Annotated in this window: 22 protein-coding genes; 4 read left to right on the top strand and 18 right to left on the bottom strand. The window is 61.7% G+C overall.

Annotation, left to right across the window (positions count from 1 at the left end):
* Positions 1-5: 5 nt before the first annotated feature.
* Entirely contained in the window at positions 6-908 is a 903-nt protein-coding gene (locus R3E82_09980; protein ID MEZ5551206.1) for a thioesterase family protein, read from the bottom strand.
* A gap of 144 nt (positions 909-1,052) precedes the next feature.
* Here R3E82_09980 and R3E82_09985 point away from each other — a divergent pair, with 144 nt between their 5' ends.
* Entirely contained in the window at positions 1,053-1,556 is a 504-nt protein-coding gene (locus R3E82_09985) for a DUF6265 family protein (GenBank protein ID MEZ5551207.1), read from the top strand.
* 18 nt (positions 1,557-1,574) lie between these two features.
* Here the strand turns inward: R3E82_09985 and R3E82_09990 are convergent, their stop codons facing one another.
* Positions 1,575-2,201 carry a DUF2799 domain-containing protein gene (locus tag R3E82_09990; protein MEZ5551208.1) on the bottom strand — a complete coding sequence of 209 codons (627 nt, stop codon included), beginning with the start codon at positions 2,199-2,201 and terminating at the stop codon, positions 1,575-1,577.
* A 331-nt stretch (positions 2,202-2,532) separates the two neighbouring features.
* Between R3E82_09990 and R3E82_09995 the strand changes: the two genes are divergently transcribed.
* The gene (locus tag R3E82_09995) at positions 2,533-3,462 is read left to right on the top strand and encodes a questin oxidase family protein (protein ID MEZ5551209.1); all 930 of its coding nucleotides are present in this window, start codon (positions 2,533-2,535) and stop codon (positions 3,460-3,462) included.
* Positions 3,463-3,508: 46 nt separating this feature from the next.
* Here the strand turns inward: R3E82_09995 and R3E82_10000 are convergent, their stop codons facing one another.
* The 14 genes from R3E82_10000 to R3E82_10065 all read right to left on the bottom strand — a co-directional run bounded on the left by R3E82_10000 (position 3,509) and on the right by R3E82_10065 (position 18,836).
* Positions 3,509-4,306 (bottom strand): methyltransferase domain-containing protein, encoded by a 798-nt coding sequence (locus R3E82_10000; protein MEZ5551210.1) that lies wholly within the window; start codon positions 4,304-4,306, stop codon positions 3,509-3,511.
* Between the two features lie 66 nt (positions 4,307-4,372).
* On the bottom strand, positions 4,373-4,780 hold the full coding sequence (locus R3E82_10005; GenBank protein MEZ5551211.1) for a GFA family protein: 408 nt from the start codon (positions 4,778-4,780) through the stop codon (positions 4,373-4,375).
* Positions 4,777-6,156: an AarF/ABC1/UbiB kinase family protein gene (locus tag R3E82_10010; GenBank protein MEZ5551212.1), complete on the bottom strand. Its 1,380-nt coding sequence runs from the start codon at positions 6,154-6,156 to the stop codon at positions 4,777-4,779. Before R3E82_10010 ends, R3E82_10005 begins: the two co-directional genes overlap by 4 nt.
* A gap of 13 nt (positions 6,157-6,169) precedes the next feature.
* On the bottom strand, positions 6,170-6,802 hold the full coding sequence (locus R3E82_10015; GenBank protein MEZ5551213.1) for a 2OG-Fe(II) oxygenase: 633 nt from the start codon (positions 6,800-6,802) through the stop codon (positions 6,170-6,172).
* Positions 6,803-6,889: 87 nt separating this feature from the next.
* On the bottom strand, positions 6,890-7,717 hold the full coding sequence (locus R3E82_10020; GenBank protein MEZ5551214.1) for an SDR family oxidoreductase: 828 nt from the start codon (positions 7,715-7,717) through the stop codon (positions 6,890-6,892).
* Positions 7,714-10,191 (bottom strand): glycoside hydrolase family 3 C-terminal domain-containing protein, encoded by a 2,478-nt coding sequence (locus R3E82_10025; protein ID MEZ5551215.1) that lies wholly within the window; start codon positions 10,189-10,191, stop codon positions 7,714-7,716. Before R3E82_10025 ends, R3E82_10020 begins: the two co-directional genes overlap by 4 nt.
* A gap of 6 nt (positions 10,192-10,197) precedes the next feature.
* On the bottom strand, positions 10,198-10,890 hold the full coding sequence (locus R3E82_10030; protein ID MEZ5551216.1) for an SDR family oxidoreductase: 693 nt from the start codon (positions 10,888-10,890) through the stop codon (positions 10,198-10,200).
* A 120-nt stretch (positions 10,891-11,010) separates the two neighbouring features.
* Positions 11,011-12,681 (bottom strand): tannase/feruloyl esterase family alpha/beta hydrolase, encoded by a 1,671-nt coding sequence (locus tag R3E82_10035; GenBank protein ID MEZ5551217.1) that lies wholly within the window; start codon positions 12,679-12,681, stop codon positions 11,011-11,013.
* Positions 12,678-13,043 (bottom strand): ArsC/Spx/MgsR family protein, encoded by a 366-nt coding sequence (locus R3E82_10040; GenBank protein ID MEZ5551218.1) that lies wholly within the window; start codon positions 13,041-13,043, stop codon positions 12,678-12,680. The genes R3E82_10035 and R3E82_10040 overlap by 4 nt, the downstream gene beginning before the upstream one ends.
* Before the next feature lie 29 nt (positions 13,044-13,072).
* Positions 13,073-13,933, bottom strand: coding sequence for an amidohydrolase family protein (locus R3E82_10045; protein ID MEZ5551219.1), 861 nt, complete (start codon positions 13,931-13,933; stop codon positions 13,073-13,075).
* 39 nt (positions 13,934-13,972) lie between these two features.
* Entirely contained in the window at positions 13,973-15,190 is a 1,218-nt protein-coding gene (locus tag R3E82_10050) for an amidohydrolase family protein (protein MEZ5551220.1), read from the bottom strand.
* A gap of 44 nt (positions 15,191-15,234) precedes the next feature.
* Complete coding sequence (locus R3E82_10055; protein MEZ5551221.1) at positions 15,235-16,245, bottom strand: NAD(P)H-dependent glycerol-3-phosphate dehydrogenase; 1,011 nt, start codon at positions 16,243-16,245, stop codon at positions 15,235-15,237.
* On the bottom strand, positions 16,245-17,426 hold the full coding sequence (locus R3E82_10060; GenBank protein ID MEZ5551222.1) for an amidohydrolase family protein: 1,182 nt from the start codon (positions 17,424-17,426) through the stop codon (positions 16,245-16,247). Before R3E82_10060 ends, R3E82_10055 begins: the two co-directional genes overlap by 1 nt.
* Positions 17,427-17,483: 57 nt before the next feature.
* A complete protein-coding gene (locus R3E82_10065) occupies positions 17,484-18,836 on the bottom strand; it encodes an MFS transporter (protein ID MEZ5551223.1) in 1,353 nt (450 codons plus the stop codon).
* Positions 18,837-18,997: 161 nt separating this feature from the next.
* On the opposite strand from R3E82_10065, the gene rimO reads away from it, so the two are divergent.
* Positions 18,998-20,308 (top strand): 30S ribosomal protein S12 methylthiotransferase RimO, encoded by a 1,311-nt coding sequence (gene rimO / locus R3E82_10070; protein ID MEZ5551224.1) that lies wholly within the window; start codon positions 18,998-19,000, stop codon positions 20,306-20,308.
* 2 nt (positions 20,309-20,310) lie between these two features.
* Here the strand turns inward: rimO and R3E82_10075 are convergent, their stop codons facing one another.
* Positions 20,311-20,712 (bottom strand): nitroreductase/quinone reductase family protein, encoded by a 402-nt coding sequence (locus R3E82_10075; GenBank protein ID MEZ5551225.1) that lies wholly within the window; start codon positions 20,710-20,712, stop codon positions 20,311-20,313.
* Between the two features lie 231 nt (positions 20,713-20,943).
* Here R3E82_10075 and R3E82_10080 point away from each other — a divergent pair, with 231 nt between their 5' ends.
* The gene (locus tag R3E82_10080) at positions 20,944-21,234 is read left to right on the top strand and encodes a hypothetical protein (GenBank protein ID MEZ5551226.1); all 291 of its coding nucleotides are present in this window, start codon (positions 20,944-20,946) and stop codon (positions 21,232-21,234) included.
* 15 nt (positions 21,235-21,249) lie between these two features.
* On the opposite strand, the gene R3E82_10085 is transcribed toward R3E82_10080, so the two are convergent.
* Positions 21,250-21,756, bottom strand: coding sequence for a DUF6491 family protein (locus R3E82_10085; GenBank protein ID MEZ5551227.1), 507 nt, complete (start codon positions 21,754-21,756; stop codon positions 21,250-21,252).
* Between the last annotated feature and the right edge of the window lie 57 nt (positions 21,757-21,813).

Consider the following 21,813-nt stretch of genomic DNA (forward strand, 5'->3'; position numbering starts at 1 on the left):
TCCGCTCAGCCTTCCGTGTCAGCAGCAGGTCCCGCGCGGCGCAGCAGCATGGGTGTGAGCCTTTCCCGTCGCTGCTCGGAAATCGGCATCGCCTTGCGCGTGGTGAGGTCCATCACAACCCCTATTGCCTCGGCACTCGCCGACAGGCGGCCGCGGGATTCGCTGAACAGCATGTGCACCATGTGCTGTGTCTTACCGCCTAAGGATCGGATGCCGGAAACATGGTGGAAGATTTCACCCTGTCGCAAAGGGTCGAGAATATTCAGGCGATACTCGAGTGCCGCCCCCCCCATTTCACCCGTGCGACGACTGTCAGCGCTTTCTATCGTGCTGGTCAGTGCCCAGAGATTCGGCATGCCGTCTGAGATCCGACCAATATAGACGTGGGGCAGCAGCAGTCCGGAACTGTCACATTCCACGTCCTCGATCACACCCCTGCCCATGCTTCGAAAACCCGCGGCACGCGCCTGATCCAGAGAGCCGGGCCGGGGAAAAAGGTCCAGCGGATCGATGCCTCTGGGCCCCGTGGCGTCAGTCACCGGCGAACACTCAAGATCCGGCCGACCGAACCAGGCGCCGACGTGGACTTCGGTGGTGAACGCTGCCAGCACACTCTCATCGGCGTTGTTTTTCATCAGACAGAGCACGTGAAGATCTTCCGCGGCACCGCCGACGAGCCCGCAATCCACCCTCAGTGGTGTCGCTATGCGCGCCTCCTTCAGAAAGCGGATGTGCTGCGCCCGTATCACCTGCCCCAGGTGAGTCATGTCGCTGGCAATCTCCCAGCCGTGACCATGCAGAAACACCTGGAGTGCCTGGTTCATCTTGTGGGCAAAAAACCGAACGTTGAGGTGATCGTTTTCGTCACACTCCCAGCGGTTCACACTGCCGTAAAAACACGCCTGCATATGTCAGCAACCTGCTCTGTAGTTCTTGACAGGGAGGCCGCCAGGCTTTCAGCACCGCGCTGATCCCGCGCCGTTGTCTCCCTGAGTCGAACCCCGTCCAGCCATCGGTTATGCTGGCTGCACTTCATCTGCCCGGGGTCTGTTATGTCTCGAACACTATCACTATCTCTGTTCCTGAGTCTGCTGCTCTGCGCCGGTGCGCAGGCGGCCGAAGGTACTGCCGCAGATACCCGGACCGTCACAGCCAGCATCGACGAACTGGCATGGATGACGGGCAGCTGGTCAGGCCCGATTGGTGATGGTGTGCTGGAGGAGAACTGGGTCGCTCCCGGCAACGGCAGCATTGGTGCGCTGGTGCGAATGACCCGCGACGGCTCGACCGGCATGGTCGAACTGATCGTGATCGAGCAGACCGGAGAAACCCTGACCCTGTATCTGCAGCAGTGGGATCCGGGTATGACACCCCGCAGCGAGCGCGCGCAGAAGATGGTGCTGTCGGCCATCGGCGAGCAGAGCGTCAGCTTCCGTGCAACCGAAGCTTCAGGTCTGAAGGGCCTGACCTACAGCCGACCGGCTGACGACACCTTCGTGGTGGAAGTGCACACGCCGGATGACCGGGAAATCCAGATCAACCTGAAGGCGCGCTGATACTCAGCAGGCGCCAGTTCAATTTGCGGCGATGGTTCTGCTCAGCAGATCCAGGCGCCGCCGCTTGTCATCCAGATCCCGACGCAGACCGGGGAGTGCTGTTTCGATCAGCATGCGCTCGTCGTTCAGGCGCTGGGTGTCAGACAGCAGATCGACTCGACCCTGGGGGGTCAGTGTCGGATCGAACTGTGCAGAGGCACTCGCGAGAATCTGGGATTTGACCTGACTGAGCCGGTACTCGCTTGCATCGATGCGATGCTCGAGATCTTCGACTTCGGTGCGGGCCACATAGAGCTCACGCCCTTTGCGGTACTGGGTCAGGAAATCCGCCTCGAGAGATGAAGGGCAGACGTTTCGATAGGCATAACCTTCCTGACCCACGGCGAAGCCATTCTCCGCTCGACAGTAATCGAGATTGCCTTCACTCCAGCCTGCCATGTAGGCCGATCGATCGGATACCACGCCATGTTCTGCGCAAACTTCCTGGTGCGACAGCAGGGTGCTGCTGCGCAGACCGTTGGCACCGTCACGATGGCCCAGGGTCTCCCAGTCCCGGGTGCTGCAGACCTGCTCACTGACCCTGTTGCCTGCGCAGCCACTCAGCAGGACCAGCCCCAGTATCAGGGCACTCAGATGGATTTTCATGGATTCCTCCCGGCACGATAGATCACCACGATCAGCTCGTGACGCAAATTCAGGATCACAGCGGCATGCTAGGGGGGAGGTTTCCACACAACGGTGACCCAGGTCACGGAACCGGGAATGTGACTACCCGGGCAGGCCTGCCTGGGCGGCGGGCCATCACACCAATGTGATCTGCTACACGCAACGACACCCGCCCCATTGCGCCCTGCGTGGAGGGTCGGGAATAACTCTGAGGCATTGACACCTGATCACATGCACCGATACTTCCATGACCCGCAGGGCCATGACCGGGCGTTCGTGCAATTCCTCTCGACACGACACAGTGAGCGCAATGACTACCGCACTTGACGAGATCGGTCGCCATCATGGGCGCTACAGCATTCACTACGGTGATCTCGACTTCAGCGATCACGGACCGATGGCGGCCCTCGCCCTGCTGGGTCTCGGCGCCGGAGATGCACAGGTTCTCCGCTATCTCGACCGGTACCGGGTACGCCTGCGTTCCATAGACACCGCTCCCGCCGAATACCGTCACTGGCTGGCTGAGTATCTGCACAGGTTTTCCCGGGAAGATGCCGCCACGGTGCTCAGTGAAGAACTGCCCCGCTTCATCTCCGGCTGGGCGCGCGACGCCTATCACCCGCTCATCCGCCTGGCCTATGGCTGGGAGTTCGGTATACGGGAAGAGATGGCCGCCGGACTTGCCTACCTGCGTTACTGCGGCGCGGATGCGTCGCTGGAAGCCCGGGCTGCCACCATGACCGTAAGCGCGGCTGCAGCCTCCGAGCTGTTTTACACCATGGCGGAAGTCGCCGTACGCGATGCGCCCACTTTCGACGCAGGCCTGCAGCAGGTTGCTGAAAATCGCGCCTTTGCGGCCTCGCTGATACCGGACTGCATTGACCGCCTGACGCGCACAGCGCTGGATGTGTTCGCAGCAACCCATGACTTTTTCGCACTGCATCTGGTGACCGGCAGCTATGCCTTCCGTGTGCTCCACCCCTTCGCCGGGGCCAGCGCGGAGGCGCTGTTCACACTCGGCCTGCTGGCCGGTTACGGCGCGATCGGTGCGCCACCCTTCGCACCCCGCCCTGCACGCACAGCTGCACGGATTGAGATGACAAAGGGCGACTGGCTGGCCATCGTCGGTGAAGACGAGCACAACATCAAAATCGCTTACTGTGCCGACCGGCTCACCCGACTGCTGGAAGACGATGCCTTTACTGAGTCGGCCCGCGGTTACCTGGTAGCGAGAACCTGATCGTCAGTTGCACCAGCCACGGATACCTGCAGGCACTGGAGGACGCTCAGGATACTTTCTCGAACAGATCGATCAGGAACTGTCCTGATACGCTCAGTTCATCGATCTCAGGTTCCCGGGCAATCCGTGCTCTGGCGGTCCGATAGGCCATCGGCGTCATCCCGAGCAGATCACTGCGGGCCTGCCGGTTCAGACACATCGAAAACCGGATATCCACCGCTTCGAGGTGCTGAAAACCAGCCAGTCGCGTACTCATCCGCCGGTGTGGACGGATATCCGCGTAGACGCGTGTTTTGAACTCCCGCAGATGATCCGGCCCCGCGGATACCCGTATCAGCGCCCCGCCAGGCTTGAGTTTGTCACCCACATCGGAACCGATCGGCGCCATGATGGCGGTCGCGATATCAAACGCGGCATCGACAAGCGGCAGGCGGGTCGAGCTGGCAACCACCCAGCAGACCGGTTCGGGTCGGCGGCTGGCAGCCCCGATGGCCATCTTCGAGACGTCGACGCCATAGGTTTCCCGTGCACAGGATGCAATTGCGGCAGTGAAGTAGCCCTCACCGCAGCCGAGGTCGACCAGGCTGCCCCGCCTATCCCGCGAACCGATCACCGTACTCAGCGCGAGTGACAGCGGCTGGTAGTGGCCGGCATCGAGAAACCGGGAGCGTGCCCGCACCATGTCCTGATTGTCTCCCGGTGCCTTCGATCGGCGATTCTGCACCGGCAGCAGATTCACATAGCCATGCCGGGACAGATCGAAACAGTGATTCGCACCGCAAGCCAGCGTGCGCGCCTGCAGGATCAGTGGCTGCTGACAGATCGGGCAGGCGAGCAGCTTCACAGACTCCCTCTGCCTCGACAACGTCGGCTGCCCGGGAAATGCCGGCGGGAAGGATTCAGAGCCCGCCTACTCTGCCGACATCGAAGCGAAGAACTCAGCCCCGGTCTGACGCGGATGATCGCCCTGGAATGCGTATCCCGGTGGCTTTTCATCCACGAAGATTTCACCCACCAGGCGGAATTGAGACTGGTCGTCGAACACGCCCATGCACAGGATGTAGCGGTCCTGGGCTTTGAGGTGATAGAAAATACTGCTGCCGCAGCGGCTGCAGAAGCCACGCTCCGCCCATTCGGAGGAATCGAATCGCGCAATGTTTTCGGCCCCCTGGAATGCCACCTTCGCCACTTCTGCCGCCAGCAGAGAGCCACCCGACCAGCGGCGACACATGGAACAGTGGCAACTGTGCAGATCTTTCTCGACGCCCTCCGCGGTGAAAGTCACCGCGCCACACAGACACCGGCCTGATTCACTCATGGAGTCTCTCCCTGTGATGGATTCCCGGAGAGTCTAACCAACTGCTCCTGACAGGGCATGTCAGCATAGCGGCCTGCCAGAGTACGCCAGTCATCCTCTGCGCGCAGTCGACACAGATTACCGAACAGGCCGGATAGGGTGCGATTGAGAAACACCAGATCGGCCGGCACATTGAGGTCGGCGATCTCTTCGAAATGATGGGTCTTGAGTTCGAAGAGCCGGTCGTAGATCGGTGTATCTTCGCAGAAGCGGTAGACGCCGGGACCCACCATCTCGCAGGCGATGTCCGCTATGGGGTCGAGCAGCGCCCGGGAGACCGGTGTGTGTCTGCGCCTGTCGTACACGCCCATCTCCAGCAGTCGCTGTTGTAACGCACCCCGGTCATCGTCGATCAGGGCCCGGAGCATGCCCCGGTAGCCCCCGGCCAGCTCAGGTTCCAGGGATTTCATGCAGCCATGGTCATACACGATCACCCGGCCATCGTCGAGAAATCCGAAGTTGGCCAGATTCGGATCCGCATGCAGAAAGCGGTGTTCGATCAGGCCTCTCAAGGTGAATTCCAGCAGAGTGCGTGCCCATTGATTACGCTTTTCCTGCGACTGGACATCGGAACAGGCCGCATCCGCATCCATGCCTGGCAGGTACTCCATGGTCAGCACCCGCCTTGAACTCGCCTCCTCGATCACGCCCGGAATCAGAATCTCAGCCACCGGCTCGTGCAGCAGGCGCATCCGCCGCAGATTGTCCGCTTCCTTGTGATAATCCAGTTCTTCGAGCAGTCGATCCCGGACCTCTTCCCAAATCGGATCGAAATCCAGATCCGCCACCATCGCGACCAGTGCGCCGAACAGTTTCTTCAGGTTGGTCAGGTCCGAGCGCACGATACGATCCATGTCCGGATACTGGACCTTGACCGCAACCTCCCGCCCGTCCCGCAGGTGCCCGCGATAGACCTGGCCGATGGAAGCAGCGGCTATGGCCTCGGGATCGAGGTGCTCGAACAGCAGATCGTAGTCCGGCAGTTCCATGGCGAGCGTTCTCTGCATCACCTGAAAAGACACCCTGGGAGCCTCTTTCTGCAGACTCCGAAGCACCAAGAGAATCTCGCGCGGCAGCAGACCCTCATGGACACTGAGCATCTGACCGACCTTCATCGCTGCGCCCTTGAGTTCGCCGAGCGCCTCGGTGACACGGATGGCATTGAGCACGAGCTTTTCCGTTTTTCGTGCCTGGGCAATCGGATCGGACAGGAAGAAACCCCGGGCCTGTTGTGCGGCCAGCGAAACACCCACCCGTGTGGCCACGCTGCCCAGCCGGAACAATCGACCGAGGCTCGAAGTGATGAGTTCGTCGTCACGACCGTCGTCGCCACTCATGCCGGCAGCCGTTTCATTCGATTCCCGACGGCAGCAGATCGTTTACCCGGAACCAGCCGGTGACGCTGAATCGCTCGCGTTTCGCCGGCAGCACCTCATGAGGAAAATCCTCACTCAGAAATACCACCAGGGTTGCAAAACACGGCAGCACCTGTACGAGTGTGCGATCGTCCTCCGCATAGATCACAAGTTCTCCACCCTGCTCGGGCGTCCAGTCTTCGTTGAGATAGACCACACAACTGAGCACCCGGTTCGCCGCGCCTTTGAAGCTGTCGCGGTGGCGAAGATAGCGGGCACCCGGCGGATAACAGGCGAAATGACTTTCGAAATGGAACAGACCCAGAAACTGATGCCGGTTCAGGTGGAGACGCAGATCCTGCATCCAGCCCAGCCACCTGGCTTCCACCGGATCATCGGGGCTCAGCCAGCGGATCCTGTCCGATCGGATCGCCGGCCGCCGGCGGCGCCTCAGATCCCGACCAACCCGGGCAGGACGGAAATCCGCAACTGTCTTCCGCGCCCGCTGGAGCAGTGCAGCGCACAGCCCTTCAGGCAGGGCATTTTCGAGCACACAGTAACCGTCGAGTTCAAGGCCCCGGCCGATTGCATCGAAAGTCTGGAGCTCCGGGGCAGCTTCGAGTCGCATGACGGGCGCCCTCTGATCTGGGATGGCACGGGAACCGGGCAGGTGTTTTATGGGTAATTCTCATCGAAGTAAAGGATCGTCATGCCCTCACATCCCCGCGCCACCGGAACAGGTCAGTACCTCCCCGGTGATGAAGTCCGACTGTGGGAGACAGAACAGGGTGATGGCGCCTGCCGCATCCTCAGGTGTGCCCGTGCGCTGCAGGGACGTGCTGCGCTGCACCGCTTCGATCTGGGCCTGGGTGAGACCGACACGGTAGTCCCGACCGCCCACCGCGATGGTTGGTGCCGGGCCTGTGTAAGTCTGGGTGAGACGGGTATCGATGTGGCCGAAGGCGACGCAGTTCACGCAGACATTGAAGCGCCCCCACTCCTTGGCGAGTGTTCTGGTCAACCCGATTACCGCCGCCTTTCCGGCGGAGTAACCGGCCTGGGTCGCAGCACCGGTGGTGCCGGAAACCGATGAGACGTTCACGACCTTCCGACAGCGGGCAACACCGTCGGCCGCGACTTCCCTGCCTGACTGTTCCCGTAACCAGGGCGCGAAGGCACGCAGTATCCGGAAGGGTGCTGTCACATGCATATCGAGCATCGCCTGCCACTGCTCGTCACTGTGGTTGTGGATCGCGCTGTTCCAGATGTAACCCGCGTTGTTCACGATGATGTCGATTCCGCCGAAATACGCCAGCGATGTCCGGATCAGATGCTCCGGAAATCCCGCATCGGTCACGCTGCCCACGCAGGCAGTGGCTCTGCCCCCTGTGCTTGCGATCGCCTGCACCGTCTCCTGCGCGGCATCTGCATCGAGATCGTTGACCACCAGCCAGGCACCCTCTCCGGCAAGCATCCGCGCCGTGGCGGCACCCACACCGCGTCCCGCACCGGTAACCAGCGCAATCCGCCCTTCCAGTTTCATCGCACCCCCGCAGCCTTCTCCCGCTGAACCTGCCGCCATTTTCCGAACGCGGACAGCCAGCGGCCATTGAGCATCGCCAGCAGCAGCTCCACCGAAGTGACGCTGACCTTGCCGCCACTGAACAGCGGCAGTGCGCGCAACGGCATCTCATTGGCCATGGCTTCGAACATCTTTGCCAGGGTCTCATCGCTGGACCCACCGCCCATGCTTTTCTGGAAACCCTCGATGATCCGGCTCCGGATCCTGCGACCGATCCAGGTGGTCGACAACTCGCTCACTGAAGAATTCATATGAAAGGGTCTGACGTTTTCGGGTGCCGGCAGCGGCCTGCCGAGCATTCCGGCAAACGCCGCGTCCGACACCGTCAGTTTTCCGGATTCGAATGTCGGACCGCCCACCCTGGTGAGACGTGCTGAAGGTGTCTGAGCGGATTCCACCCTGACACCGGCGGCAAGCCGGATGTCCCGACTCGAAGCGCCCACGCGTATTTCCAGTTCTCCGGATTCGACCACCCAGTCACCGGAGCCCGGATCGAAGACGGCAAAGGCGCGGTGATCGAGGCGGAACTTCAGTGTCTTCACTTCGCCGGGTTCGAGTCGGACTTTCACAAAGTCACGCAGCTCCTGCTCTGGTCGATATGCCGCGCTCTGCGGATCGCTGACATAGAGCTGCACGATCTCGGCCCCGGCGCACGTGCCCTGGTTGCTGATCGTGACGCTCACCGCCAGCCCGTCATCGGCCTGCACCCGGCTCGACGACAGGGCCAGCGCCGCATAATCAAAGCGGGTGTAACTCAAGCCATGGCCGAAAGGAAAAAGCACCGGCACATCAAAAGAATTAAAGTAGCGATACCCCACATACAGACCTTCCCGGTACTGCACCTGGCGATCCTGGCCGGGAAACCAGGCATCTGCCGGTACGTCTGCACAGGCCAGCGGAAAGGTTTCTGCCAGCTTGCCGCTCGGATTGACCACACCGAATACCACATCGGCGATGGCGCCACCGCCGGCCTGGCCGCCGAGATAGCCCTCGACAATGGCCTTCGGCGCGTTGACCCAGGGCATGGCCACCGGGGCACCGTTAGACAGCACTACCACCGTATTCGGGTTGGCCGCGCAGACCGCCTCGATGAGCCGGTTGTGCTGCCCGGGCAGATTCAGATGGGCGCGATCGAAACCCTCCGACTCATAGATGCCCGGCAGACCGGCAAAGACGAGGGCCACATCCGCACCCCGGGCGGCATCCGCAGCTTCACGGATCAGTGCCGCGTCGTCCCCGCTCTTTTTCGGCTCGTAACCCGGCGCATAGCGCACCTCACCCCGCTCGCCTACCAGAGCGCGAATCTCTTCCAGGGCATTGTCGAGCCGGGTCGGCTGCACCTGGGAGCTGCCCGCACCCTGATAGCGGGGGTGTTCGGCAAAAGCACCCAACACCGCAATCTTTCCTGCGGGTTCGACAGGCAGCAGCCCATCACTGTTCTTCAGCAGCACTACGCACTCACCCGCCGCCCGACGCGCCAGCCGGTGATGCGCCGCGTGGTCCACCGCAGGATCCCGCTGCTCGAGTTCCGCGCCGAGCAGGGTGAGACTGACATTGCGGGTGACGCAGACATCGAGGGCGCTTTCCTTCAGTACGCCATCGCGCACCGCCTGGGCCACCCTGCTGTCATTGGCACCACCACTGGCAGGCATCTCCAGATCGAGCCCCGTCCGCACGCCCGCCACCCGATCGTTCACAGCCCCCCAGTCCGACACCACCAGGCCTTCGAACCCCCAGGACTGCCTGAGCACCTGGTTGAGCAGCCAGTCGTGTTCCCCGCAATAGGTGCCATTGACCCGGTTATAGGCACACATCACTGTCCAGGGCTGGGCTTCACGCACCGCGATCTCGAAGCCTCTGAGGTAGATTTCGCGCAGGGTGCGTTCGTCTACGATCGCGTCCACGAACATCCGGCTCGATTCCTGATTGTTCACCGCGTAGTGTTTGATGCTCGTGCCGACGCCCTGGGACTGCACGCCCTGCACCATGGCTGCAGCGAGCCTGCCGGTGAGCAGCGGATCTTCGGAGAAGTACTCGAAGTTTCGGCCGCACAGCGGATGGCGTTTGATGTTCATGCCCGGGCCAAGGAGCACGGCAACCCTTTCCGCCACACACTGCTCACCGAGTGCCACACCGATCTCGTGCAGAAGCTCCACATCCCAGGAACTCGCCAGGGCAGAGGCGGTGGGAAAGCAGGTGGCCGGAACACTGACATTGAGTCCAACATGATCCACCGAGCGCTCCTGCTTTCGCAGGCCATGGGGACCGTCGGTCACCATGACGGCAGGCAGATTGAGACGCTCGAGGGATTCGAGGAACCAGAAGCTGCGACCGGAGCAGAAGGCGGCCTTTTCGTCCAGCGTCATCTGAGCGACTAAAGCCGCCGCCTGGTTGTGCCGGGACTTCAGGCCCGGCGCGGGTGCATCAGGATTCATTGGCAATCACCAGGGGTGTGGCTCTCCGTCCCACTTCCAGAAGCTGCCCGTATTCGCCAGGGAAAATCGATCGAGCACATCAACAATCCCCGTCGCGCTCTCCCGGGGGGTGAGCTGGGCATTGGGGCCACCCATGTCGGTCCTGACCCAGCCGGGATGAATCACACAGACCGCGATACCCTCAGTGCGCAGATCCTGAGCCGCGAGTTTCATGAACTTGTTCAGCGCCGCCTTCGACGAGCAGTAGGCATAGCCCATCGGCATATCGAGGGCCAGTGAACCCAGCTGGGAGGTGATGGTCGCCACCCTGCCCTTGCCCGAAGCTTTGAGGTTCGGCAGCAGCGCCTGCATGACCCGCACCGGCGCCATGGTGTTTACCTCGAAGGCTTCCCTCCAGCCTTCGAAATCCATCCGGGTGGCCGTCTGATCGGCCTGTTCCGGACCGATAGTTCCAGCATTGTTGATCAGCAGGTCGATCACTTCACCATCAAGACTCGCCGCCAGCCGCGCCACCGACGCACCATCGCTGACCTGCACTTCACATACGCGCACGTCCGACCCGGCTGCAATCGCCGCAAGGTCGCGGGCCGCCCTGCTGTCCCGGCAACAGGCCAGCACCCGATCTCCCCGGGCGGCGTACTCCCGGGTCATTTCCAGACCGATGCCCCTATTGGCACCGGTAATCAACACAGTCGTCATGAGCAGGCTCCTTTAACTTGATACCACGCCGGCGGGTGTCCGCTGAAGCGGGTGTCCGCTGAAGCGGGTGTCCGCTGAAGCGGGTGTCCGCTGAAGCGGGTGTCCACCGAAGTTGGGCGTTCACTGGCAGGCGAAATTGGCGGCAACCCAGCTGCTCGGATCGTTCTGCGCGCCTGGTATACCTGTATAGACGGCGCGCTGCGGGTAGGGGCACAGCGGCCGCTCGATGACCGCTGCGTCCTGTCCCTCGACCGGTCGACTGCGGCCGATGATCGGGCCGGGAACCTCCCCCTGCTCCACCCACTGTACCAGTGCAGTCAGCCAGGTCAGATATTCCGGTTGCGGACCCGGGCCACCGGCACAATGTCCCATTCCCGGAACCATATACAGGCGCATGCGCTCGGCCGCGCGTTCGGCGGAACCCGCGAACGTGTCGACAGTCACCGCATTGAAATAGTCGATGGTGGGTTCCGGCGGGATCACTGCATCCGCCCAGCCATGGAACATCAGCAGCCTGCCGCCGCGTCCCAGCAGAAATGCACTCAGATCCGGATCATCGCCCTGCATGAGATCGAAGGTCGGCGCACGCACGGCGGTCGCCAGATCATCGAGATCGAATTCCCACCATCCCCATTCGGGCATCAGTCCATCTCTGCGCAGCACCCGGGTGGTATTGGCCAGATCCGGCGGCATCCGGCCGGGATCCCTGGCATAGAACTGATAACCCATCACATAAGCCGCCGAGACCAGGGCATAAGGCACCCTGTCATTGCCCGCATGGGGCAGAAACACGTCAGCCCAGGCAGCCTCCGATCCAATCGGCGCACCGGGATAGACGATCAGACCATTGCTGTTGCGGCTGCCGACATACAGCTGTACCACCGCTTCGATCTGCTCCGGAGTGAAACAGTCCGCCGCGCGCTCCCCTTCCGGACAGGCGAACGTCGTGAGTGCCGGTCGGGGATCGAACTCGCACAACGGAGGTTCGATGAGTCCGTCCGCAATGCCGTCCGCCGCATCGCAGCGTGCCAGGGCCAGCCCCTCCAGCCGGGCAATCATCTGCAGATTTTCCGGAACACCGTCGCCGTCGGAATCGAAAACCGGATTCCCCGCAAAATTATTGGCAAAAAGCGTCTGCAGCACGGCAACCCTGTGCCCCATGCGGGAAAACCACAGATGTCCCGGTGCACCCGCCATGATGCCGTCATAGTCATCCGGCAGAATCTGGGCCGCCAGCAGGCCCTGACGCCCGCCGGTCGAGCAGCCGAAGTGATAGGTGTAGTCCTGCGCTCGACCATAGTAACCGGACGTCAGCCGCTTCGCGGCTGCCAGAGACAGATGCTGCGCCCGCCAGGCGAAATCAACTTCGGAGTCCGGATCGTTAAATCCGAACGCACGACCTTCCACGCCGTCATCGTGCCCCATGTTGGAATTCACATAGGCATAGCCTGCGTCCAGCAGAAAGGGTGCCGTGTCGAGATCTCCGTCTGCACCACCATCACCGAGATAGACGAGTCTGCCATTCCAGTTTTCCGCAAGGGGCAGTTCCACGTGAAAGGCGATGGCTCTGGGTCCGTTGCCGCGCACGTGGCAGAAGGCGGTGCCGGCCGCGGTGGTGCGCAGTTCCGCGCGCTGCAGAGACAGATCGGGTCGTTCGACCAGGGAGGTGCAGTGCAGGGCTGCCGCGCCAGCCGAATCCCCGACGAATGCTGCCGCGTCTGCGGTTCCGGCGTTCTGCGCGCCCGCCGCACCCGCTGCCGCGAAAAGCAGCACGCTCAGTACTCCGGTCATGTTCTCTCCTCATGCAGAATCTCTGCGATCCGCTCCGACGGCCGGGCCAGCACGGCCCGGTTACCCCGTACGGCGATCGGTCGCTGCATCAGTTGGGGATACCGCACCAGCAGATCGGCCACCGCTTCCGCCTCCAGATAGTGCTCAGCTTTCAAGCCGAGCGCGTCAAATTTCGCATCCTTACGGACCAGCTCGGCGGGTGGCAATCCCAGCAGTTCGATCAGCTGCAGCAGCCGGGTCCGTGACAGCGGCCGGGAAAGATACTCCACCACCTCGAACTGGACGCCTGCACGCTCAAGGATTTCCCTGGCGCCTCTGGACTTGCTGCAGCCAGGGTTGTGGTAGAGGGTGATCGTCGTCACGTGCCGGTCTCCTGCAGAATCGATTGTCATCAGGTGTCGAGTTTCAGCACCTTGCGGGCGTTCTCCCGCAGAAATTTCGGCCACACACTGTCCTTGAATGGCACCCGGGGCATGTCGCCCATGATGCGTTCCAGTGAGAGTCCCATCGGAAAGTAGCCGCCGTAGAGAATGCGATCCGCGCCACGACTGTTAGCGTATTTCACGATGGCCTCGGGATAGTATTTCGGCGCGAAAGCGGAAGTGGAGTAGTAGAGGTTAGGCCACTTCAGCATCAGCTTCACCGCGAGATCTTCCCAGGGTTCACAGCCGTGACGCGTGACGAACACCAGCTCCGGAAAGTCGTACATCACCTGATCGATCAGCCTCACTTCCTGGGGCCACATCGGAAAGCGGGGGCCGGGAACCCCGGCGCAGGAGAAGATCGGCACATCCAGCTCCACACACTTGGCGTATATCGGATACATCAGCGCATCGGCAATGCCCACCTGCGGGTTGTAGCCGGCGTTGAATGCACCGAAAGAACGCACGCCGAACTCTTCGTGTTGACGCACCATGTCCCGGATTCCTTCCATACCCCGGTTCGGATCCACCGAACCCTGAGCGATGAAGCGGTCCGGATGATCCTTCAGCGCTTTCCGGCTGACATCACCACCGACCCCGATCATGCCGATTTCTATACCGAAACGGTCCATCTCGTGCAGCGTGACCGCGACAGGATCCGCGGTGCCGTAGAGTTCTTTCGGGACGTTCTTGAACATGTACTCAACCGGAAAGTCGAGAGCGTCCGAGCCGTCCTTCAACTGTTTGCGGATGAAGTCGTACATTTTGAAATCATCGGCGGGGAAGCCGATCATGGTGTCGACCACCCCGATTCCTGCCGGTATACCCATGGAACTAACGACCTTTACCTGTCTGCTGGTTGCGCACGGCTAAAGACCGTAGAGCGCGTTCTGGAACAGATAGCAGGACGAGTCCCGGGGAATGGCATCCCGCGGCAGCGGTTCGTCGATCTGATCCGCGGTGGGGCCGAACTCCCGGGCCAGCGGCAGCAGTTTTTCCACATCGAAGTTATAGAGTGCGGCGGCATTCAACCCCAGAATCCTGCGCCGGCGCGCCTCTGACATGCCCGCGAAGGTGAGGCGCAGGGATTCGAGGTTGTAGGGGAAGGTGCCTTCATAGTGCGGGTAGTCGTTCCCCCACAACACCCGATCCTCACCCACCGACTCGATGCCCGCGAGTTCCTCGTTGCTCGGAAAGCTGGCCCCATACCAGCAGTTACGCGCCGCGTATTCGCTGGGCAGATCCTTGAGCACCCACTCCATGCCTTCGTAATTCATCTCGCCGATGGCGCCGGCCTTGAAGCCCATATGAATCCGGTCGAGCTGCTTCAGCAGCGGACCCGCCCAGGCACAGCCGGATTCGGTGATGATGTATTTCAGGCGCGGAAACTTTTCGTAGGCGCCGCTCATCAGCAGGTGGCGGAAGCCGGCCTGGCAATAGAAGGTGACCTCGGAGATCCACAGGGCTTCGGGTACCGCTCCCTGGCCATAGTCCGGAGATCCCTGGCCGGAGTGCTGGTTGATGACCAGATCGTGATCCTGGATCGCCGCCAGCACCCTGTCCCAGGCGGGATCGAAGAGAGGCTTGAGCCAGGTGCAGTCCGGCGGGATCAGTGGCAGCAGCACGCCGCCCCGCAGGCCGGCCTCGGCGATGAACTCGATGTCCCGGATCGCTTCATCGAGATCGTTTGGCAGAATCAGACCGATCCCAGCACGACGATCCGGGTCTTCGGCACAGAAATCCTTCAGCCAGCGATTGTGGGCCCTGATCCCGGCTAGGGCCTTTTCGAAATGATCGGGTCGGGGTGGTTGCGCAGTGACTATGCTTTTCCGGAAAAAGGGCGGCACGGTGTTGGGAAACACCACTTCTCCGACTACACCCTGGCTGTTCTGCTCCCGGGTGCGGATTTCCAGATCCCAGTTACGCAGCTTCCTGCTGCCGTAATGCTCTTCCGAAGGATTCCGGTAGCCGCCGCGCCACTCGTCAAAGGCTTCCCGGTACTGGGGATCCAGATACTCCCGGTACTGGGCGTGACTGCCACCGGCATGGGTGTCCGCAGTGATCAGGAGATAGGGGGCATCGCTCACGGTTGCGTTTCCTTAGTTTCCGTTGTCTTTGGGCCGGGCCACAATCAACCCGGATCGGATTCGGCCCCGGCGGCGACCCGCAGCAGGCCCCGGAAGGCCCGTTTCGCGGTCGACTCCCCGGTGAGTACCCGGTGCACTTCTTCCGCGATCGGCATCGAGATCCCGTGTTTCCGGGCCAGCGCGATCACCGCAGGCGCTGTCTTCACGCCTTCCGCCACCATCACCATTGAAGCAATCACCTCCTCGATGCTGTGACCCTTGGCGAGTTCCAGGCCCACGTGCCGGTTGCGGCTCTGCGGGCTGACACAGGTGGCAATCATGTCGCCCATTCCGGCAAGGCCCGCAAAAGTGTCCGCCTGCCCGCCCAGAGCAACACCGAGCCGCGTGACTTCAGCCAGACCCCGGGTGATCAGGGCAGACCGGGTGTTGTCTCCGGCGCCCTGGCCATCTCCCATGCCAACTGCGATGGCGATGATGTTCTTCAGCACGCCGCCGAGTTCACAGCCGATCACATCATCGTTGGTGTATACGCGAAACAGGCCGCTCTGAAAGACACCCTGCAGGGCAGCCACGATGATCTCGTCTTCCATGGCGATGACACTGGCCGCCGCCCGCCCCTCCATGATCTCCCGAGCCAGGTTCGGGCCGGTGAGCACACCCACCGGATGGCCTGGCAGAACTTCCTTCACGACTTCAGTCATCCGATTGCCGGTACCTGCTTCAAGACCTTTGGTGAGACTCACCACCGGCACCCAGGGCCGGATGTGTCCGGCTACCTGTTGCAGAACACCACGGAAATTCTGGGACGGTATGCCCATCACCACCACATCTGCACTGCTCACCGCTTCTTCGATGTCGGTGGTTGCGCGCAGTTCCTTAGGCAGGGTGGTGCCCGGAAGAAAACGTTCGTTGCTGTGACTGTCGTTAATCTCTTTTACCGTCGCCGCGCTGCGTGCCCAGAGGGTCACCGGCGCATTGCGCGCGACCAGAGCAGCAACCGCGGTACCCCAGGAGCCGCCGCCGAGCAGTACCACATTCAACTTTACTTTCTGCATCAGCGCACCGCCCGACCGGCCAGGCGCTGCATCGCCGAGCCCATCAGATCTTCGTAATTGAAGCGGTAGAAGGCATCACGTTCCGCTTCGGAGCACTGCTCGGCATCCAGACTCGCTTCGAAGCGTTTCAGCGGATTTCTGCCACCCTCCACATGGGGATAGTCCGAGCTGAAAAGACAGACCTCGGGGCCGCTGTTGCGGATGATCCAGCCCGCCGGTTCATGGGGATAGGGCGTGACCCGAACCTGCCGGCGCACATACTCGGAAGGCGTCAGCTCCAGCGCCTGAAGTCGGGTCTCATTTTTAGTGAACGCCACGGCACAGGAATCCATCGATCGCATCCAGCCGGGTAACCAGGAGGCACCCATCTCAATGACCCCGAATTTCAGGCGCGGGTAGCGCTCGAGCACGCCATCGAAGATCAGGGTGGCCAGGGTCTGCATCGGCGCTTCCGGAATCGCCATATAGGAAACCGATGTGAAGTTGTCGTCCCCGCCGATGAAGTCCTTCACCGGCGGCAGACCGTTGACCTTGTAGACGGGGTTCAACGCGGTACCGCCGCCGACATGGTAGACGACGGGTATGCCCGCCGCTTCCACCATGGCCCACAGCGGTTCGAAACCGATGTGGCTGGGGGAGTGATCTCGTGGACAGGCCGAGGGCAGCATCAGGGCGGCGGCGCCCATATCGATGGCCTCTCTGGCGGCGGAGACTGCACGCTCGATGTCGAGGATGGGCACATAGAGTACCGGCAGCAGGCGTGCATCCACGCTGCAGAAGTCCATCATGGCCCGGTTATGCGCGGTGGCCACGCCGTAGGCGATATCCGGATCCTCACCGCGCTCACCCATTGCCAGAGGCCGCAGACCACCGGTGGTGAAGACGAGTTGACTGGCAACACCCAGATGATCGATGGCGGCCGGACGTTCTTCCTTTATAAAGGCACCCAGCGCCGTGAATCCCTTGCGCAAAGTGATCTCAGCTTCATTTCGAGCCAGAAACTCAGGATCTTCGTAGCCGGCGCGCGCTTTCGCGACCAGCCGTTGAGCGCCTTCGTCCACCCGGGTGAATTCACGGAGCGAATGGCGCAGTGTTTCGTCTACCCAGGGTTCCAGCCAGCCCGGCGCCTCAAAAACGTGTGCGTCAGCATCGTGAACGATTCGATCGGTGATGTACGGCATTGAACTCCCCCTCCAGGATTGCCCCGACCCAGAGCATTAGACGTTGCGGCCGTGTCGTCAAGCACCCGGGCCCGCCGCCGCAGCTTTGAGCCGTTCGCGCTCCTTCGCACCCCCCGCCCTGATGAAGAACGGGCCCAGGCAGGCGAACAGCATGAGGCCCGCCAGAATCAGGAAGGCGATCCGGTAACTGCCGGTTGCGTCGTAAATGAACCCGGCCAGCGGTGATGCGGAGATCACCAGCGGCAACTCCACCACCCTCAGTACACCGATTGCAGCACCGAAGGACACGCTGCCCATCGCCGCGGAGACCGCAAAGGTGCGCAGCGGCGACATACCCGAATAACCGAAACCGTACAGGCAGGCCGCACCGATCGAGAGGATGAAATCATCCGCATAGGCAAACAGAATCAGCGACAGCCCCTGACAGATCAGTGCCAGCCAGATCGTGATACGGGCGCCGAGATAGTCGGACATCCAGCCGACCACCGGCTTGCCCATGGCCGAAAAAAGCGCGGTGGCGGAAAGGATCAGGGCTGCGCTCTGAGCGCTGATACCGATGTCCATCAGATGGCCGAACAGATGCAGCATGGTGGCCGAATAGACACAGCCCATCGATCCGAAAATCAGGGCGATCGCCCACATCGCCGGAGTCTTCAGCATCTCTTTCCAGTGCCAGACGCGACTGTCTTCCGCAACCACCACCATCTTTTCCGGATGGCTGTCCACATAGCGGCGACCGTCCCGTACTTCGCCGATATCCTGGGGTCGATCCACCATCAGGAAGTAGACCAGCGGCAGCAGGGTCACCGCCGTGACCGCAGCGAACACCGTGAATCCGCCCCGCCAGCCGACGGATTCGACCAGTGCGGTAACCAGGGGCGGCATCATCACCCCGGCGAGGGACGCACCCAGCACCGCGAAGGCAATCGCCCGTCCGCGCCAGTGGTCGAACCAGCTGATCACCGTGCGGTGCCAGGCCAGCCCGCCCATGCAGGACATGCCCACACCCATGCCCACCCCGACGATGAGGTAGTACTGCCAGAGGGCGTCGGTAAGGGCGAGGAGAAAGTAGGACGCCGCCACCACCAGGATGCCGATGAGAACCACCCGCTTCGGAGAGAAGCGGTCAAGCAGTGCGCCCAGGTAGGGGGAAATCAGCGCCCCGGTCACACCCGCCACCGAAAAGCCCATGGCAATGGCGAAGCGGCTGCCTCCGGCCAGATCCTCGGCCAGAGAAGGCAGAAACACCCCCCGGGAATAGGAGTAGAAGCCGGTGCCCAGAAAGCCCAGCATCGCTGACACAGCGACGATCACCCAGCCGTAGAAGAACGGCAGCTTTTTCAATCTCACTCCCGGATTGCCGAAGGCGCGCCCATGCGGATCCATCGGGCCGTATGCGCAGGCCTCCATAGTAACCGACTCACCCTGTCCCGTTGCTGCAGGCGCAGCAGGCGCCCATCGGCGGGACCGGGCTGCGCGTTCGCCGGTGAGCCCGCGCGCTGGCGCTCCGGCGAGCGCGACAGGCGCAGTCGCGGTACACTGCGCGGGCCAGCCCACCGAGCACCCTTACCTTGTCAAAAATCGGCTTCGTCAGCCTCGGCTGCCCGAAAGCGCTCGTTGATTCCGAGCGGATCCTTACCCAGATGCGTATCGAGGGCTATGAGATCGTCGGCAACTACACTTCCGCCGATCTGGTGGTTGTGAACACCTGCGGCTTCATTGACAGCGCCGTGGAGGAATCCCTGGACGCCATCGGCGAAGCCCTCGCTGAGAACGGCAAAGTGATCGTGACCGGCTGCCTGGGCGCGCGCAGAGAAACCATCGAGAAGGCACACCCCCAGGTACTGGCTGTGACCGGCCCACAGGCCTATGAGGAAGTGATGGGCGCCGTACACCAGTACGTGCCCAAACCCACACACAATCCCTATATCGACCTGGTGCCCGCCCAGGGGGTCAAGCTCACCCCGCGACACTTCGCTTACCTGAAAATTTCCGAAGGCTGCAATCACAGCTGCAGTTTCTGCATCATTCCGAGCATGCGCGGCAAACTGGTCAGCAGAGATGTCGGCAGTGTGCTCGAAGAGGCGGAGCGTCTGACCAGCGCCGGTGTTAAGGAACTGCTGGTGATCTCCCAGGACACCAGCGCCTATGGGGTCGATGTCAGATACCGCACCGGTTTCTGGGGCGGCCGCCCGGTGAAGGCCAACATGGTGGAACTGGCCCGCGCCCTCGGCTCACTGGGTGCCTGGGTGCGGCTGCACTACGTGTACCCCTACCCCCATGTGGATGAGGTCATCCCGCTCATGGCGGATGGGCTGGTACTGCCGTATCTGGACATTCCCTTCCAGCACGCCAGTCCGCGAATTCTCAAACTGATGCGTCGACCCGCAGCCAGCGAGAAGGTGCTGATGCGGATCCGCAACTGGCGCGAGCAGTGTCCGGATCTCACCCTGCGCAGCACCTTTATCGTGGGTTTTCCGGGCGAGACCGAGGCGGAATTCGAAGAACTGCTGAATTTTCTCGAAGCAGCCGAACTCGACCGGGTCGGCTGCTTCACCTACTCCCCTGTGGACGGTGCCGCAGCCAACACGCTGCCGGACCCGGTACCCCCTGCCCTGCAGCAGGAGCGCTTCGAGCGTTTCATGGAACTGCAGGCCGGGATCAGTGCCAAGCGACTGGAACGGCTCGTGGGCCGGTCACTGGATGTGATCATTGACGAGGCCGACGGCGTGAATGCAACCGGACGCACCAAGGGCGACGCACCGGACATCGATGGCAATGTGCACATCGCCGATGCTCAAGACCTCGAACCGGGCAACATCGTGTCTGTCCGGATCGAGGAATCCGACGACTACGATCTGTTTGGTGTACCGGCAGATTAGGCTCAGCGCGGATCCAGACGGACAAAGTATCTAGGGGGGAAGCCGGTGAGCACCCTGATTACCGGACCCAGTGGATGTTCGCTGTTCAGCCGATCGTGCTCTTCTGGTGAAACAGGCACGGCAAGATAGTCACCGGTTTCCCCACCCACTGTCACCTGCACCTCAGGACGTACCAGCACTTCGTTGAACCATGCACGGGGCCAGTGATTGGCGGCCACGTAGAGTTTTTCCTCGCTGTCCAGCCGGGACAGCACCCGCTCCCTGCGATTGCCGTCTTCATCCAGGATTGCAATGAGGATCGTCGTGTCGCCTGCCGGCTGGAAATAGCCCAGCAGCGACTCGAAAATCACCACGATACCGACGTAAATCCCAAACAGAATCCCGACAATTTTCAGAATTTTCATTCGTTGACTCCTATCAAAACACTGTTCCAGCCACTCCGGAGATTACATTCCGGAAATACCACCGAACGGGACCACTACCTAAACTGCCAACACTCGAATACAGGTGTGACCCAGGTCGGGACAGCCATAGTGCACCACCTGTCGTGTCTTTTCATGAATGTATGAAAGCAGCACTGCAAGCGCGTTTACCGGGGTGGTGAACGAACCGATCATCAAATACAGGGAACGTCGATGGCTCAACCGAAAATCAGAAACCCATACGCTGCAGTATCCATTGATGCAGGGTCCTCGGAGTGCTGTGCGGCGGCAGCCAGCATCGCCGGACAGAGGTTTCTGGTGAGTAACTCACCCCTTCTGCCACTCCAGGGCTGCAGTCGCTACGATCAGTGCGAGTGCAGATACCTGAAATGGGACGATCGCCGCCAGGAAGATCGCCGCGGCATCGACAACTGGGTTTCAAATCAGTACTACGAAGGTGACGACAAACGCGGAAGACGTCGGGGGCGCCGCCGGACGGACTGAAGTCTGAGCCGGCCGTCAGCGTCGCAGAGCCGCCTCGATGGACTCCACCTGGGCCCCGGTAACCGGCTGAAACTTACCGAGACTGCAGGTCATGCCCGTACCCGGGCGATTCCTCCAGTCCCATGGCCAGCGTCTGTACCAGGGCCAGTCGAACCAGTCGGTGGGCTGGAAAGTGTCCATGTCACAGATACGACCGTAGCTGTACATCGACTTCACCCGAAGTGCCGTTGCGAATCGGAGGTCGGGACAACGTGTGCGCAGCGTGTTGAGCCAGAACTTCCCGCCTCGACCTTCGAACAGAATGCGCTGGTCGTCGAGCACCCGGAAGTTCCGATACTCGTTCCCGGCGAGACATCGTTTTGTTTCACCGTACTCCGCGGCCTCGAGGGGCTGGCTGAGAATGGATTCGATTTCTTCCTCGGTTGCCCGCGTGCGCTCCTGCACTTCCGGTGAAGTCGCGCACCCGGTGCATGCCAGTACAAGGATCAGTGTCGCGCAGGCAGAGAGATCCAGTCCTTTCATCGATGCTCGGTCCTTCTGTGCAGTGTGACCAGGGCGGCGGAACTGCAGGCACATCTG

Source organism: Pseudomonadales bacterium, assembly GCA_041395945.1.
Lineage (GTDB): Bacteria > Pseudomonadota > Gammaproteobacteria > Pseudomonadales > Azotimanducaceae > SZUA-309.

Coding starts and splice junctions, on each gene's coding strand:
- R3E82_10020 (MEZ5551214.1), bottom strand. CDS start 7,717: ATGAAACTGGAAGGGCGGATTGCGCTGGTTACCGGTGCGGGACGCGGT.
- R3E82_09980 (MEZ5551206.1), bottom strand. CDS start 908: ATGCAGGCGTGTTTTTACGGCAGTGTGAACCGCTGGGAGTGTGACGAA.
- R3E82_10035 (MEZ5551217.1), bottom strand. CDS start 12,681: ATGACCGGAGTACTGAGCGTGCTGCTTTTCGCGGCAGCGGGTGCGGCG.
- R3E82_10080 (MEZ5551226.1), top strand. CDS start 20,944: ATGGCTCAACCGAAAATCAGAAACCCATACGCTGCAGTATCCATTGAT.
- R3E82_10015 (MEZ5551213.1), bottom strand. CDS start 6,802: ATGCGACTCGAAGCTGCCCCGGAGCTCCAGACTTTCGATGCAATCGGC.
- R3E82_10055 (MEZ5551221.1), bottom strand. CDS start 16,245: ATGCAGAAAGTAAAGTTGAATGTGGTACTGCTCGGCGGCGGCTCCTGG.
- R3E82_10085 (MEZ5551227.1), bottom strand. CDS start 21,756: ATGAAAGGACTGGATCTCTCTGCCTGCGCGACACTGATCCTTGTACTG.
- R3E82_10060 (MEZ5551222.1), bottom strand. CDS start 17,426: ATGCCGTACATCACCGATCGAATCGTTCACGATGCTGACGCACACGTT.
- R3E82_10045 (MEZ5551219.1), bottom strand. CDS start 13,933: ATGGGTATACCGGCAGGAATCGGGGTGGTCGACACCATGATCGGCTTC.
- R3E82_10075 (MEZ5551225.1), bottom strand. CDS start 20,712: ATGAAAATTCTGAAAATTGTCGGGATTCTGTTTGGGATTTACGTCGGT.
- R3E82_10025 (MEZ5551215.1), bottom strand. CDS start 10,191: ATGAATCCTGATGCACCCGCGCCGGGCCTGAAGTCCCGGCACAACCAG.
- R3E82_10005 (MEZ5551211.1), bottom strand. CDS start 4,780: ATGAGTGAATCAGGCCGGTGTCTGTGTGGCGCGGTGACTTTCACCGCG.
- R3E82_09995 (MEZ5551209.1), top strand. CDS start 2,533: ATGACTACCGCACTTGACGAGATCGGTCGCCATCATGGGCGCTACAGC.
- R3E82_09990 (MEZ5551208.1), bottom strand. CDS start 2,201: ATGAAAATCCATCTGAGTGCCCTGATACTGGGGCTGGTCCTGCTGAGT.
- R3E82_10065 (MEZ5551223.1), bottom strand. CDS start 18,836: ATGGAGGCCTGCGCATACGGCCCGATGGATCCGCATGGGCGCGCCTTC.
- R3E82_10030 (MEZ5551216.1), bottom strand. CDS start 10,890: ATGACGACTGTGTTGATTACCGGTGCCAATAGGGGCATCGGTCTGGAA.
- R3E82_09985 (MEZ5551207.1), top strand. CDS start 1,053: ATGTCTCGAACACTATCACTATCTCTGTTCCTGAGTCTGCTGCTCTGC.
- R3E82_10010 (MEZ5551212.1), bottom strand. CDS start 6,156: ATGAGTGGCGACGACGGTCGTGACGACGAACTCATCACTTCGAGCCTC.